At 59.4% G+C, this 13,210-nt stretch carries 12 protein-coding genes and 2 pseudogenes; 6 read left to right on the top strand and 8 right to left on the bottom strand.

All coding sequences use genetic code 11. The features are described 5' to 3' along the window. Window positions 1-9: 9 nt before the first annotated feature. The 6 genes from ppsR to AC0V6U_RS09350 all read left to right on the top strand — a co-directional run bounded on the left by ppsR (window position 10) and on the right by AC0V6U_RS09350 (window position 5,709). Complete coding sequence (gene ppsR / locus AC0V6U_RS09375) at window positions 10-1,434, top strand: transcriptional regulator PpsR (RefSeq protein ID WP_472642901.1); 1,425 nt, start codon at window positions 10-12, stop codon at window positions 1,432-1,434. An 80-nt stretch (window positions 1,435-1,514) separates the two neighbouring features. After that, window positions 1,515-2,417, top strand: coding sequence for a chlorophyll synthase ChlG (chlG, locus tag AC0V6U_RS09370; RefSeq protein ID WP_472642900.1), 903 nt, complete (start codon window positions 1,515-1,517; stop codon window positions 2,415-2,417). After that, window positions 2,417-3,760, top strand: a complete 1,344-nt coding sequence (locus AC0V6U_RS09365) for a BCD family MFS transporter (protein ID WP_472642899.1) — start codon at window positions 2,417-2,419, stop codon at window positions 3,758-3,760. Before chlG ends, AC0V6U_RS09365 begins: the two co-directional genes overlap by 1 nt. Continuing rightward, window positions 3,757-4,950: a geranylgeranyl diphosphate reductase gene (locus tag AC0V6U_RS09360; protein WP_472642898.1), complete on the top strand. Its 1,194-nt coding sequence runs from the start codon at window positions 3,757-3,759 to the stop codon at window positions 4,948-4,950. The genes AC0V6U_RS09365 and AC0V6U_RS09360 overlap by 4 nt, the downstream gene beginning before the upstream one ends. Then, window positions 4,950-5,432 (top strand): TspO/MBR family protein, encoded by a 483-nt coding sequence (locus AC0V6U_RS09355; protein ID WP_472642897.1) that lies wholly within the window; start codon window positions 4,950-4,952, stop codon window positions 5,430-5,432. Before AC0V6U_RS09360 ends, AC0V6U_RS09355 begins: the two co-directional genes overlap by 1 nt. Further along, window positions 5,425-5,709, top strand: a complete 285-nt coding sequence (locus AC0V6U_RS09350; protein ID WP_486169444.1) for a hypothetical protein — start codon at window positions 5,425-5,427, stop codon at window positions 5,707-5,709. The genes AC0V6U_RS09355 and AC0V6U_RS09350 overlap by 8 nt, the downstream gene beginning before the upstream one ends. A 166-nt stretch (window positions 5,710-5,875) precedes the next feature. Here the strand turns inward: AC0V6U_RS09350 and pufM are convergent. The 8 genes and pseudogenes from pufM to bchC all read right to left on the bottom strand — a co-directional run bounded on the left by pufM (window position 5,876) and on the right by bchC (window position 13,145). Next, a pseudogene (pufM, locus tag AC0V6U_RS09345) lies at window positions 5,876-6,800 on the bottom strand (photosynthetic reaction center subunit M). Window positions 6,801-6,813: 13 nt separating this feature from the next. Beyond that, window positions 6,814-7,635: a photosynthetic reaction center subunit L gene (pufL, locus tag AC0V6U_RS09340; RefSeq protein WP_472642895.1), complete on the bottom strand. Its 822-nt coding sequence runs from the start codon at window positions 7,633-7,635 to the stop codon at window positions 6,814-6,816. A 94-nt stretch (window positions 7,636-7,729) separates the two neighbouring features. Then, window positions 7,730-7,918 (bottom strand): light-harvesting antenna LH1, alpha subunit, encoded by a 189-nt coding sequence (pufA, locus tag AC0V6U_RS09335; RefSeq protein WP_472642894.1) that lies wholly within the window; start codon window positions 7,916-7,918, stop codon window positions 7,730-7,732. A gap of 23 nt (window positions 7,919-7,941) precedes the next feature. After that, a complete protein-coding gene (gene pufB / locus AC0V6U_RS09330) occupies window positions 7,942-8,106 on the bottom strand; it encodes a light-harvesting antenna LH1, beta subunit (RefSeq protein WP_472642893.1) in 165 nt (54 codons plus the stop codon). A 133-nt stretch (window positions 8,107-8,239) separates the two neighbouring features. After that, window positions 8,240-9,686: pseudogene (gene bchZ / locus AC0V6U_RS09325) on the bottom strand (chlorophyllide a reductase subunit Z). Continuing rightward, window positions 9,683-11,224, bottom strand: a complete 1,542-nt coding sequence (gene bchY, locus AC0V6U_RS09320; RefSeq protein WP_472642892.1) for a chlorophyllide a reductase subunit Y — start codon at window positions 11,222-11,224, stop codon at window positions 9,683-9,685. Before bchY ends, bchZ begins: the two are co-directional and overlap by 4 nt. Beyond that, a complete protein-coding gene (locus AC0V6U_RS09315; RefSeq protein WP_472642891.1) occupies window positions 11,224-12,213 on the bottom strand; it encodes a chlorophyllide a reductase iron protein subunit X in 990 nt (329 codons plus the stop codon). The genes bchY and AC0V6U_RS09315 overlap by 1 nt, the downstream gene beginning before the upstream one ends. Then, window positions 12,210-13,145 (bottom strand): chlorophyll synthesis pathway protein BchC, encoded by a 936-nt coding sequence (gene bchC / locus AC0V6U_RS09310; protein WP_472642890.1) that lies wholly within the window; start codon window positions 13,143-13,145, stop codon window positions 12,210-12,212. Before bchC ends, AC0V6U_RS09315 begins: the two co-directional genes overlap by 4 nt. Window positions 13,146-13,210: the final 65 nt, after the last annotated feature.

The following is a 13,210-nucleotide window of genomic DNA, read 5'->3' as shown; positions in this document are numbered from 1 at the left end:
AGATTGCGCATGTTAACCCGCAAACATAGCATCGAGGGCAAGAGCCCTTTCGGCGATGCAGCGGAGCTGTTTGATTCGCTGGATGCCGATGCCGCCATGAAATTGGCGATGGTGGCGGGGGATATCACGCTCGTTCTTGATGATACCGGCACCATTCTGGATGCCGCTTACGATCCTGAACATTATCCGGGGCTGGAAAACCTCACCGGGAGCAATTGGATTGATACGGTGACGGTTGAGAGCCGCCCGAAGATCATGGAAATGCTGGCCGCCGCGCGCCGGGGCGAGGTTCAGCACTGGCGCCAAGTGAACCACACGGTCCGAGATGGCGACGTGCCGATCCGCTATGTTGTGGTCAGCGTAAATGGCGGCGAGCACCGGATTGCCTTTGGCCGCGACCTGCGCGAGGCAGCGAAGCTTCAGCAGCGTCTCCTCCAAGTTCAACAATCGCTAGAGCGTGATTACCTGCGGATGCGTCAGGTAGAGACGCGTTACCGCATGCTGTTCGATATCTCTGGCGAACCGGTTGTTATCGTCGAAGCCGCCTCGCAGCGCGTGCGAGAGGCCAATCCGGCTGCGCATGACCTGCTTGGCGCGCGGGCAGGCTCTTTGGTTGGCAAGAAACTGCTTTCCCTGTTTGATCGCAATTCGCGTGACGATGTTTTGGCGCTAACCGGCTCTGCGCTGGTCTCGGACAGCGTGTCTCCGGTTGAGGTTGCCCTGTCAAAAGGCAGCACACCTGCGATTTTGGCGGCCTCGGGCTTCACTCAGGACCGCGTGCAATATCTGCTGCTGCGCCTGAATCCAGTCGCGCGGGATGAGGTGGCCGCTGAGGCTACGCCGGTGCAGAACATTGTGGATCAGATGCCCGATGCCTTTGTGGTGGCTGATCGCGATATGCACCTGGTCAGCGCCAATCTCGCCTTTGTTGAGCTGGTGCAGGCGGCGAGCGTTGATCAGCTGCGCGGTCGCCATTTGTCCGAATGGATTGGCCGACCGGGCATAGATCTGGAACTGATTACGGGACAGATCGACCAGCACGGATCAGCCCGCAATGTCAGCACCGTTCTGCGCGCGAGCAGCGAAGATGCTGGCGAGCCGGTGGAGCTGTCGGCCGTCGTCAGCGGCGATGATGAAGCGCATTTCGGCTTCGTAATCCGCCCGATTGGTCGCCGACTGCGCGATTTGCCACCTGGCTCTGAAGATTTGCCGCGCTCGGTTGATCAACTCACTGATCTGGTTGGCCGCATGCCGCTTAAAGATATTGTCCGCGAAAGCACCGATCTGATCGAGCGATTGTGCATCGAGGCGGCGCTGTCATACACTTCGGACAATCGCGCATCCGCCGCCGAGATCCTCGGCCTTTCCCGCCAGAGCCTCTATTCCAAGTTGCACCGCCATGGATTGGGCAATTTAGCGGCTGAAAACGACTAGTTCTTTGCAAAGTTTGCAAGCGACTGGCAAAAGTGTCAAAATAATTTGACGCATTGAAGTGTCAGGCATAGCCTGCACTTATGCAGCGATCTGCGACCTCGACTCACCATGCACCGATTCCGGCGCTTCGTGATGTTGTTCAGCTTCTAAAGCCGATTACCTGGTTCCCCCCGATGTGGGCCTTTATGTGCGGCGCGGTGTCTTCTGGCGCGAGCATGGATGGACGCTGGCTGTTTGTGGCAGCCGGTATCATCCTCGCAGGGCCATTGGTTTGCGGGACCAGCCAGGCGGTGAACGATTGGTTTGATCGTCATGTCGATGCCATTAACGAACCAGACCGGCCCATTCCATCTGGGCGCATTGCGGGCCGCTGGGGTCTGTATGTGGCGATTGCTGGCACTGTTTTATCGGCGATAGTTTCGGGGCTGCTCGGCCCGTGGGTCTTGGTCGCCGGGCTTGTTGGCCTCGGCCTTGCCTGGGCATACAGCGCGCCGCCATTCCGCCTCAAATCCAGCGGCTGGGCGGGCCCCGCCGTGGTTGGCCTGACCTATGAAGGGCTCAGCTGGTTCACCGGGGCGAGCGTGATGACAGGCGCTTTGCCATCCGCGCAGGTGCTTATCGTGCTGGCGCTCTACAGCGTGGGCGCACACGGCATCATGACGCTTAACGACTTTAAAGCGGTGGAGGGGGATCGTCAGACGGGACTTAAGTCTCTGCCTGTCATTCTGGGCGTCAAGAATGCGGCGCGATTGGCCTGCGTTGTAATGGCGGCGGCGCAAGCCATTGTTATCGCGCTGCTCGCGTATTGGGGCCTGACGGTTTCGGCCATTGCCGTTGCTGTCCTGCTGCTCGCGCAATTGGCCGCGATGCCGCGCCTGCTTAGCAACCCTGCGAAATACGCGCCTTGGTATAACGCTGTTGGCGTGCTGCTTTATGTGCTTGGCATGTTGGCCGCAGCGCTGGGGCTGGGGAGCTACATCTGATGGACGGCGGCGCATCATCTGCACGCGGCCTTAGCTGGTTTGCGATTGCCAGAATCGGCGTGGTTCAAGCTAGTATTGGCGCGATCGTGATGCTGGCCACCTCGCTGCTCAATCGCGTGATGGTGGTGGAATATTCGCTTTCTGCGGCCATTCCTGCCGGGCTCGTAGCTTGGCATTACGCTGTGCAATTGGGGCGCCCTTTGTTCGGCCACGGATCGGACAAGGGGCGCAAGCGCACGCCTTGGATATTGGGCGGCATCATAGTGCTCGCCGCTGGCGCGATGCTGGCGATCAATGCCACTGTGATGATGGACAGCAACCGCGGCTTCGCGATTGGGCTGGCCATTTTGGGCTTCACTCTGATTGGTGCGGGCGTTGGTGCGAGCGGAACTTCGGCCCTGGCGCTGCTGGCCTCTGGCGTTGCTCCGGGACGGCGCGCGGCCGCTGCGGCGACCACATGGATCATGATGGTGGCCGGGATTGTTATTTCCGCTGCCACCGCTGGGACATTGCTGAAGCCCGCTTTTCCTGATGAGCCGTTTTCGCCAGATCGCTTGGTCAGTGTGGCGAGCGGCGTGGCTATCGCTGCGGTCATTGCAACGGCGCTGGCAGTTATCCGGCTGGAGCCTGCGCGCCAAACCTTTGCCGAGACGGTCAAGGACGAACCGACCCCGGATTTTCGCGCCGCACTGGCAGAGATCTATGCTGAACCCGCCGCGCGCCGCTTCACCGTGTTCATCTTCGTCTCAATGCTGGCCTACAGCATGCAGGACCTGATCCTCGAGCCGTTTGCTGGCCTCGTTTTTGATATGTCACCCGGCGCATCGACCCAGCTTTCCAGCATGCAGCATGGCGGCGTTCTGCTCGGCATGATCCTCGCTGGCATTGGCGGCAGTGCCTTTGCTGGGCGCATGCCAGTCGACCTCAAAATCTGGATTGTCACTGGCTGTATAGGGTCCGCCATTGCTCTGGCGGGACTTGCCATGGCCGCCGTCTATGGGCCGGGCTGGCCGCTGGCCGCCAATGTCTTCGCGCTTGGGTTTTGCAACGGAGTGTTCGCGGTTGCGGCCATCGGCGCAATGATGGGCCTAGCTGGATCGGGTGAGAAAACCCGCGAAGGCGTGCGCATGGGCGTGTGGGGCGCAAGCCAGGCCATCGCCTTTGGTTTGGGCGGCCTTCTCGGTGCGCTCGGTGTCGATTTCGCCCGCCGCGCCAATCAGGGCGATGGCGATGCCTTCCAACTGATTTTCGCGCTCGAAGCCGGGCTCTTCATCATCGCTGCTGGGCTGGCGCTGCGCGCCACTCGCCGCATTCATTCCTCGCAAAAACAGGTGTTCGCATGACTGAGATGATCTATGATGCTGTCATTGTTGGTGGCGGCCCTTCTGGGGCAACAGCAGCTGATGATCTGGCGCGGGCCGGGCATTCGGTGCTACTGATGGAGCGGGGCGGACGGATCAAGCCATGCGGCGGTGCGGTGCCGCCGCGCTTGATGGAAGATTTCGAGATTCCGCAGAGTTTGCTAGTTGCGCGGGCACGCTCAGCGCGCATGATCGCGCCTTCGAACCGCGCTGTCGATATGCCGGTTGGCGAGATTGGCTATGTCGGCATGGTCGACCGCGAAGAGTTTGACGAATGGCTACGCGAGCGCGCGGTGAAAAGCGGCGCAGAGCGGCTGCAAGCGACCTTTGAGCGGATTGAGCGCGATGAGGAAGAAGGCACAATCGTGCGCTTTCGCCGGGAGCGCGGCGGCGAAATTGAGCAAGTGCGCGCGCGGCTCGTGATTGGCGCGGATGGTGCTCGCTCAGCGGTGGCCAAACAAAGTATTCCGGGCGCTGAAAAGATCCCTTGCGTGTTCGCCTATCACGAGATCATTCAATCCCCTGAGCACGCGAATGATGCTTATGATCCGGCACGCTGCGACGTATTTTACCAGGGCAAACTCTCGCCCGATTTCTACGCTTGGGTGTTCCCGCATGGCAAAACCGCGAGCATCGGCGTGGGCAGCGCAAACAAGGGCTTTTCCCTGCGCGGCGCGGTGACAACCATGCGCGACGAGCTCGATCTGGCTAAGTGCGAGACGGTTCGCCGCGAAGGCGCACCGATTCCGCTGAAACCGCTCAAACGCTGGGACAATGGCCGCGATGTGATCGTCGCGGGCGATGCGGCGGGCATTGTTGCCCCGGCATCGGGCGAGGGCATTTATTACGCCATGATCGGCGGACGCTATGTGGCGGAAGCTGCGCAAGCATTTCTGGCGACCGGAGAGGTCAAAGCCCTGCGTCAGGCGCGCAAACAGTTTATGAAAGAGCACGGCAAAGTGTTCTGGGTGCTCGGGATTATGCAATATTTCTGGTATTCCAGCGACAAGCGGCGTGAGCGGTTTGTGACTATGTGCGCCGATAAAGACGTGCAGCAGCTGACCTGGCAGGCCTATATGAACAAGCGTCTGGTTCGCTCCAAACCGATGGCGCATGTCCGAATATTCCTGAAGGATTGCGCGCATCTGCTGGGGCTGAAGGCGGCTGCTTAATGGGTAAAGTCTGGGTTTTACCGGTCGTCATCGCCAGCATTGCTGCGATTGCGGTGGCGATGCTGGGCGCGACGATCACCGATCTTGGCCCGTGGTATCAGTCGCTTGAAAAGCCAAGCTGGAACCCGCCTGATCAGCTGTTCCCAATCGCCTGGACGATTATCTTCGCCTTTGTGACCGCATCGGCCGTTTCCGCTTGGTTGGCCGCGCCGACGCGCCGAGTATCGGACGTACTGATTTGCTTGTTCTCGCTCAATGCGTTCCTCAACATAAGCTGGAGCCTGATCTTCTTCAGGATCCAGCGACCAGACCTGGCTTTCATCGAGCTGTTGCTGCTGTGGTTGTCGATCCTCGCGCTCATTGTCTATTCGTACCGATATTCAAAGGCAGCAAGCCTGCTGTTGGTGCCCTATCTGATCTGGGTAACGATTGCCGGGGCGCTCAATTGGCAAGTGATTGAGCTCAACGGGCCATTTGGCTGACCTTCCATCCATGATGAGCGGTTTCTTCCAGTCCGGACACGCCGCCGATCTGGTGCTGGCGGTGCTGGCGTGCGAGGCGCTGTGGTTGAAGTCGCGCGGTTGGGCATGGGGCGGTATCTTCGCTCTGCTCGGACCGGCGGTGTTTCTAGTGCTTGGGGTTAGAGCCGCTCTGGTGGGAGCCGCGTGGTACTGGGTGGCATTGCCGCTGGCGCTTTCGCTGCCACTGCATCTGATTGATCTGCGCGCCAGGTTCGCCGCCCGCTCTGGCCAAGATTAGATACCTAACGACCGGCCGCGAGCGCGCCGCAATCCACGATCTTTCCAGACAATGAAAAACCCGGCCCCTGATCAGAAACAGGAGCCGGGTTCCCTTTTTAGCGAGCTCTACCCGTCGGGAGAGGAGGCAGGGGCCCGCTCGGGCCGCGCTAGGCCTGACTACTCGGTTATTCTGGTGCGTAATGATGTTCCTGTGCCCACAGGTACCAATTGTCGACCACTGTGCCGGTCAGCAGGATGCCGATACCGCCAGTGAAGGTCGTTAGTACTGCGAACCACCAAGCCCAGCGGTGGATCGATTCCATCGTGGCGTTGAAGCCCATCGTCCAGCGCCAGAACAGGCCGGCACGCTCTGATGCTGTGCCGCGATCGGTGATCTGCTCGATCTCGCGCTCACCGCCATAGCGGCCAACCGCCAGGATCGTCGCGCCGTGCATGGCGAACAGCAGAGCTGAGCCATAGAGGAACACGATCGATAGTGCGTGGAACGGATTGTAGAACAGGTTCCCGTAAATCAGCGAGAAATTGTTGGTCCAATCAAGGTGCGAGAAAATGCCGTATGGCACAGCCTCGGCCCAGCTGCCCATCAGTAACGGACGGATAAAGCCGAGTACCAGGAACAGCCAGATCGCGCTCGCAAAGGCCCATGGAATGTGCATGCCCATGCCCAGTGCTTTCGCTCTGGTGTAGGTCCGCGCCCACCAACACAATACTGAGATGGTCAGGAAAGCGCCGGTCAAGATGAACCAGCCGCCTTCATTCAGCGGCACAATTGGACTGAAGCCATATTCCGGACCGGGAGGATCAAGCGAGAGCCAAAAGAGTTCGCGCATGAAGCCTTGCGGACTCCAATTGACCTGTGCCCAGAAATTCAGGCCGATGATCATGATCGCCGCACCGCCAAAAGCGAGCGCGATCATGCCCAGCCAGCCGAGATAGAACGGCCCAATCTGAGCCTGTCCGATCTTGCCCGCCCAATAGCTGTAGAAGGTGTCGTTGATACGATCTTCGTTTCCAGCTCAGCAGAGGAACGCCCATTTCAGGGGCCGCTTTGACCTGGATTTGAGTGAAGATATTTTGATAGCGTAGCATTATCAGGTTCTCCTCAAGACCAGATCGGGATGGCTTTCCAGAAATCCCAGAATTCGACCCAGCTGCCGACGTACAATGGACCAGCGATCACGATGCAGGCCGCGCTCCAGAACCCAGCGTTTAACGCCAGGATCAGACCGACCCGGTGAATGCCCAAAGTGCCGACCGAATAGCCGATGAAATCACGGAAATAGGTGTCTTCATATTCTGGTGATTTCACCTCAGTGCCCTTTTCAGGGTTCACCGCTGAGAGCACCAGCGAGCCGTGCAAAGCCAGCGCGAGACACGTCGTAAAGAAGAACGTGATCGCGATCATATGCAGCGGGTTGTAGTGGAAGTTCACATACTGGTAGCCGACGTTAGAGACCCAATCCAAGTGGGTCCAAATCCCGTATGGGAAACCGTGGCCCCATGCGCCCATCAAGACGGGGCGAATAACCACCAGGGTCACGTAAGCGAGCACGGCAAAGCTGAATGCGAACGGGACGTGCAGCCCCATGCCCAGCTTGCGCGATATCTCAACTTGCCTCAGCGCCCACGACCCAAAGGCCACGATCGCGCAGGCTGTAATGACTTGCCAATAGCCGCCCTCATTGAGCGGCATCAGTTTAAGACCGGCTTCAATAGCTGGAGGATCGATTGAGATCAGCCACGGGTTCAGGGTTGGCCCCTGAGCCGCAGAGGCAAAGATCAACATGGTCCCCAGCAGCGCACTGATCGCCGCTGTCACCCCGAAAAATCCGACGTAAAATGGCCCTACCCAGAAATCGAAGAGATCCCCTCCGATCAAGGTACCACCACGCACACGGTATTTGCGCTCGAAACTAAGGAGCATAAATCCATCCTCCCCACCAAGACGGCAGGTTCTTCTCGTGTTCGTTAAGTTGTTGGAGGCAGGCGAACCTGCCTCCACACTTGTGAAAGCTCGACTAGCCGGAGGCTTCCGAGCTTTCGATCACTGCAGCTGCTTGTGACGCCCCCGAACTGGGCCCATCGAGCCAGTTGTAGCGGTCCGTGCTAAGCAGAATGAAGTGGATGCTAAAGGCCAGCACAGCCAAGCCCACATGCAGGGCAACAAGCACCCGGCGAACATCAAATTGATGCCAAATTCTCCACATAGGTAATTCCTATCTTTTGATTATTAGGGGATCGGAAGCCAAGGCTTGTTAATCCAAAGCAAAAGGTGAGCGACGACAGCAATGCCGACGTAAAGAGCGAAGGTGCCCATAAATGCTTTATGGATCTCCTTGGCTTCTTCGTCGGTCAGATACGTGCCAACGCTCGGGCGATCAGCCGGATCGTTCATCGGTATTCTCCGTATTCAGTTGTTGGAGTGAGGGCATAACTGCCCCCGACGATATCCCCGCGTGATCCCCCACGTGGATTTGTGAGCCTGTTTCCAGGCAAACTTGTAAAATGGTTGGTCCGCTTGGCGCTCATCATGCGCTTTCTCCTTCGAGAAGAGCGTCCGCGAGACAATCTGCGGTGACGATGGCGTTGCCGCGGCTGCGCGCTGCCCGTTCGGCGGCATCGCGCAGGCGCTTTGCGGCGGAAATGCGGATCAGGACCGGCTGCGCTTCAACCAGCTCATCCAGCTTGGTTTTGGCGGCATCGTCCCACGTCAGTTCGGTCAGCTCGCGCGCCGGCTGTTGCAGGCACTTTGTCCATCTCGGTGCCGAGCGGCAGGATGTGGAACAGCGCATCAAACAGCGCATTGCAGACCTCTTGAACGAGATATGTCGCGCCCGAATAGCCCATGAACGGTGTACCAGTGTGGCGGCGGATGGCCGCCCCCGGGAAGCTCGCAGGAATGTAGATCCCGCGCGCGCCGCATTCGGCCATATACATCCGCTCATTGTAGCTGCCGAACACCACCAGCGGCGGGTTGGCGGCGATCGCTGCGCGCACATCTTCGTTCTTGGGTTTTACCCCGGCACTGCGCGAAAAGGCGAAGGCACAAGGCAGGCCCATGTCGTCATCAAGGAAATGCTGGATGCCGCGTGCATAGGTCTCGTTGGCTACAATTCCGAAGTTTGCAGTACCAAAGAAGTCTTGGGTGACCGAGCGCCACAGATCCCACAATGGCTTGATTGTGGTGTGCTTTTCACGCTCGATAAAGGGCTCTGGATCGAGGCCCAACTCCGCAGCCAAGGCGCGCAGGAATTTGGTGGTTGAGGATAGCCCGACCGGCGCTTGGAAATAGGGCCGCTCCAGCGTCTCGCACAGATTGCGGCCGAACTCGCGGTACATGCAAACATTGGCGTCTGACATGCCAAGCTGGCGAATATCGGCGAGGTGGCTGCCGAGCGGAAAGACCATACCAACTTCTGCGCCGATCCCCTCGATCAGGCGCCGGATTTCGGCAAGATCAGAGGGCATGTTGAACATGCCATAGGACGGGCCGATGATGTTGACGCGCGGCTTCTCGCCTTCTTTGCGAACGCGCGGTTTGGGCGTCTTCTTCGGCCCAAATTCGGTCCACAGCCAAGTGAGTGCGCGGTCGGCGCTTTCCCACTGGTCTTCATCGATTGTGCGCGGCAGAAACCGCTTGATATTGGTGCCTTCCGGCGTCACGCCGCCGCCAATCATCTCAGCGATGGAGCCGGTGACAACAACCGCAGGCAGTTCTGGATCGAGCGTTTCCCAAGCGCGCTTCATCGCGCCTTCGGTGCCCGTTTTACCCAGCTCTTCTTCGCCCAGACCCGTGACCACGATGGGTAGTTCATGCGGGGGCAGGGCATCGGTGTAATGCAGCACGGATGTGACCGGCAGGTTTTCACACCCGACCGGGCCATCGATGATGACTTGCAGGCCTTTGACCGCCGTAAAGACGTAAGTGGCGCCCCAATATCCGCCAGCGCGATCATGATCGAGAACGAGGGTCATGTGCCCACCGCCTCGGCCGCCTTGCGGGCCGCTTCGTTGAGTGCCGCGTATTTTTTGCGGAATTTCGGACGATCAATTGGCGTGTCTTCCCAAACGCCCGCTGCGTGCTCTGTGCCGACCCCTTCGAAGAAGTCGCGCATCTTATCGAACCTGGCCTTGTTGCCCATCGCCGCATTGATGACTTGAGCGAGGCTGCCCGCACCCGCCGGACCCATTAGGGGCCGCGCAGAGATGAGGTTGGTGAAGTAGAGCGAGGGAATCGCCTTTGCCTTAGCGTGTTGGACCACCGGAGTGGTGCCAATCGCAAGATCGGGGCGGAATTCGGAAATCGCCGCAATGTCTTCTTCAAGGCTTGCGCGGAAGTTTACCCGCACACCGTGCGCCTCCAGCCATTCGCGGTCCGGATCGGACCAGCGCGTTTGCGGGCATGCACTGCCGACATAGGGCACGTCCGCGCCGCTTTCGATCAGCAGGCGGGCAACGAGCAGTTCAGACCCTTCATAGCCGGACACTGTGATGCGGCCGTTGATGGGCGCAGAGGCCAATGCGCCTTTGATTGCGCCGACCATTGTATCTTTGACGCCGTCGACCTTGCTTTGCGCCAGGCCCAAGGTCTGACCCAAGGAATCGAGCCATGCGGCGGTGCCGTCTGCGCCGACAGGGGCGGAGCCGATGATCGGGCGGCCAGCCTTTTCAAATTCGCGGATGCTGGCGGTGTAGAACGGGTGGATTGCGGCAACGACCGCGCAATCTAGCGCGGAGTAGAGCTCGCGCCATTCGCGCGTTGGCACAACCGGGCCAGCGGCCAATCCCAGCGGCTCCAGCATTTGTCCGATGCCAACAGGATCAGCCGGGAACATCTCGCCCAGCAAGGTAACGCTCGGCTTGTCAGTCCGCTCTGCGGGCGCAGCAACCGGGCCAGCGGCCACTTCCTCGCGCGCATATTGCAGCATCGCGCCAGCGAGGACGTCTTTCGCCTCGGCATGGGTGGGAATGCCAAAGCCAGGCACATCAATGCCGACAATGCGTACACCATTGATCTGCTTTTTCAGCAGCCGCAGCGGCACACCGCTCGCGGTGGGAACGCACAGATTGGTGACGATAATCGTGTCATATTGCTCAGGATCGGCGAGGCCTTCGACCGCTTCCTTGATGTCCTCAAACAGCTTGCCTGTGACCAGCGTCTCGCTGCTGAACGGGACATAGCCCACCGTCCGCCGCGCACCGTAAAAGTGTGAGGTGAAGGTGAGGCCGTAAACACAGCAGGCCGAGCCTGAAAGCACGGTTGCTGTGCGGCGCATGCGAAGGCCCACTCGGAGCGACCCGAAGGCTGGGCACATGCTTTGCGGTTGGTCATGCGGGCCGACTGGATAATCGGCTTCGTATTGATCGAGAATATCGCTCTTGCCAGCAGCGCGCGCGGCCTCGCGCATGGTCTCGCCGCTGGAGCACGCGCCACCTTCGGGCGCTGGCGCAGCCAGGTCGAGCGTGTCGCGATTGCGGCCCATATCAGGGTTCGAGGCGGGAGCGTCTGTCATCAGATTTCGTCGTAAACGACCTCGAGCGATGGTTTTTCTTCGAACACGCCGCCGCGCATATCGGCCTGAGTGGCGGGGACGAGCGTGATATTTCCGCCCGTTTCTTCGGGCGAAAACAGCCCCAAAAGACCGTCTTGATCGAGCGGGCTTGGCTGCAGCGGAGGAGCGGTCTCGACATTGCTTGCCAGCGTCTCAAACAGGCTGCCCCATTCGCCATCAGGCTTGCCAATGATCTGATAATTGGCGGATTTGCGCCTGATGTCCTCATCAGCTGGAATGGCTGTCAGAACCGGGATGCCGACCGCCTCAGCGAAAGCGTGTGCTTCACCGGTGCCATCATCCTTGTTCACGATCATGCCGGCCACACCGACATTGCCGCCCATTTTGCGGAAATACTCAACCGCATGGCAGACGTTGTTGGCGACATAGAGGGATTGCATGTCGTTCGAGCCGACCACGATCACCTTTTGACACATGTCCCGCGCAATCGGCAGGCCGAAGCCGCCGCATACGACGTCCCCGAGGAAGTCGAGCAGGACATAGTCAAAGCCCCATTCGTGGAAGCCGAGTTTTTCAAGCAGTTCAAAGCCGTGAATAATGCCGCGTCCGCCGCAGCCCCGGCCAACCTCTGGCCCGCCAAGTTCCATCGCGAACACGCCGTCACGCTGGAAACAGACATCCTCGATGTTCACTTCTTCACCGGCGAGCTTCTTCTTCGATGAGGTTTCAATGATCGTCGGGCAGCTCTTGCCGCCGAACAGCAGGCTGGTCGTATCCGATTTCGGATCGCAGCCGATCAGCAGAACGCGTTTTCCCTGCTGCGCCATCATGTAGCTGAGGTTAGAAAGCGCAAAACTCTTGCCCGAACCGCCTTTGCCGTAAATCGCGATGACCTGCGTTTCGCTGGTCACTTCGCCGGTGTGAACGGGATCGGGCTCTTGGTCAGCCTCTTCACGCAGTGCTTCAGCCTGTGTTTCGAGCATTGTCATGCGCAGCCCCTCCAATCGAGAACCATTTTTAGGCAGTCGGGATCGCCGAATGCGCGTGGGTAAGCCTCTGATGCGTCGGCGGCAGAGCTCCGGTCGCTGATCAATCCGGTTAAGTTGAGCTTGCCGCTTTCGATCAGCGCGCAAGTTTGCGTGAGATCATCAGGCTGCCATTCAGCGGCGATGCGCAGGCGCGCTTCGGCCATGAAGGCGGGGGCAAATTCAAAGCTCAAACGCTTGGAGTAAAAACCGGCGAGTGTGATCTCTCCGCCCTTGGCAAGGCGCGTGATCAGCGTGTCGAGCAGCTTTTCATCGCCGCTCGCATCATAGATCGATGCATAGTCGCGCCGCTCATCCTGATCGGGTGCAATCACGTTGTAACCTGATCCGCCTTCGCGGCGACCGGCGTGGGTTTCCCAAACTGTCGGGGCGGAATGGCCGAGCGCGATTGTTAGACGCGCCAGTAAACGGCCAAGCACGCCGTGGCCTATAATAAGCTCGGGCGGTGTGCCGCCATTGATCGCGTGCAGCGCGGTTGCGGCGAGTGCATGCAGCACGCCTGCATCGCCCAGCGACTCGGAAACGGTGAAGGCGCGGGTGGATGAGACAACCAGACGCTGCGATGTTCCGCCGAACAATCCGCGCGCCTCAGTGTAGCAATTGGCCCCTGGCGCAAACACCCAATCGCCGATTCGCGATTTGGCCTCTGCGCCCGCATCAACAATGCGGCCAACCGATTCGTACCCAGGCACCAGCGGGTAACCCATCCCTGGAAATTCAGGCATTTGCCCGTTCCAGAGCAGCTTTTCAGTGCCGCCGCTAATGCCGCTAAATGCTGTTTCTACGAGGACGTCGGAAGGCTTTTGTGCGGTCAGCTCAAGCGTCCGGAGCGCTAAGCGCTCTGGTCCCTCAAGTGTGACAGCCAATGCTTCCATCTGGTCCTCTTCCCCTTTGTCGCAATGTCTACGATCAGCAGTGGAGGGGTGCTTCCCCTGACTGT

This window comes from Erythrobacter sp. W36, assembly GCF_057364935.1.
The sequence above is the reverse complement of the archived record's forward strand: the minus strand, read 5'-3'. Positions and strand labels throughout refer to the sequence as shown.